General features: G+C 69.8%; 1 protein-coding gene. It reads left to right on the top strand.

The genetic code is table 11. The features are described 5' to 3' along the window. Window positions 1–169 precede the first annotated feature (169 nt). Window positions 170–1,120 (top strand): acetamidase/formamidase family protein (locus AB0C69_RS42495; protein WP_360362678.1); only part of this gene is annotated, 951 nt, incomplete at its 3' end.

Below are 1,120 nucleotides of genomic sequence, written 5' to 3'. Positions count from 1 at the left end.
GGGGTTGAACGCGATGTCGATGTCCTCGCCCTCCAGGGACGCCTCCAGGGCCTCCACGGCCTGAGCCTCGTCGCCCGTCCCGGCCTCCAGGACGAAAACGGACGGTCTCACCTGCAAGGCCGCACAAGGCGGCAAGGCTGAACGCCGAAAACGAGAAAGGACGTCTCGCATGAGTGAGATGCCTGACAGGCTCCGATCCCGCTTCCCCAAGGCAGTGGTACTGGAGACCAGTCGAAAGACCGCGAGCTGGGGCCTCTTCGTCCCCGACTCGGAACCCGTCCTGACCGTCAAGCCTGGCGCGTGCGTCACCATCAACACCGTCAGCTGGACCGGGGCGACCGCTTCCCAGGGCCCGATCGCCTACTTCAGGGCACTGGGGGTGCCCGCCGACCAGGTGCTGCCCGAACTGCTGGAGGTGGCGGCGATGCCGCGTCCGGAGGGATCGAGCGGCCACGTCCTCACGGGGCCGATCGGCGTCGAGGGCGCCGAACCGGGCGACGTGCTGGAGATCCGCGTTCTGGATGTCTCGCCGCGCGTTCCCTACGGCGTGAACAGCAGCGGCCCCGGTCTCGGGGTCCTCGGCGATCTTCTGGAGCGGCGGACCGCCCGCCTGCTCCGGCTCGATCCCGAGCAGCGGTTCTACGCCTTCCAGGGCGGCATCGAGATCCCCTTCAGGCCGTTCGCGGGGATCATGGCGGTCGCGCCGCCCACCGGGGTCGGCGCCGTCTCCGCCAACCCGCCCGGCAGGTGGGGCGGCAACATGGACTTCCGCGATCTCGTCGCGGGGTCCACGCTGTACCTCCCGGTCTTCCAGCCGGGCGGTATGTACTACACGGGCGACACCCACGGCGCGCAGGGGCACGGCGAGGTCAACCAGACCGCCGTCGAGCACTCGATGGCGGTGACCGTGCAGTTCTTCGTGCACAAGGGCGGCGCCCTGAAGTTCCCCCGCGCGGAGAACCGTGATCACGTCTGGTGCGTGGGGGTCCACGCGGATCTCAACCTGGCCATGCGGATCGCGGCCGAGGAGGTCGTCGACTACCTCGTCGGCGTCCTCGGAATGACGGGCGTCGAGGCCTACCGGCTCGCCGCCCGTCACCAGGAGGCGGACCCCCGCGAC

Source organism: Actinomadura sp. NPDC048032 (assembly GCF_040653175.1).
GTDB classification, from domain to species: domain Bacteria; phylum Actinomycetota; class Actinomycetes; order Streptosporangiales; family Streptosporangiaceae; genus Spirillospora; species Spirillospora verrucosospora.
The sequence above is the reverse complement of the archived record's forward strand: the minus strand, read 5'-3'. Positions and strand labels throughout refer to the sequence as shown.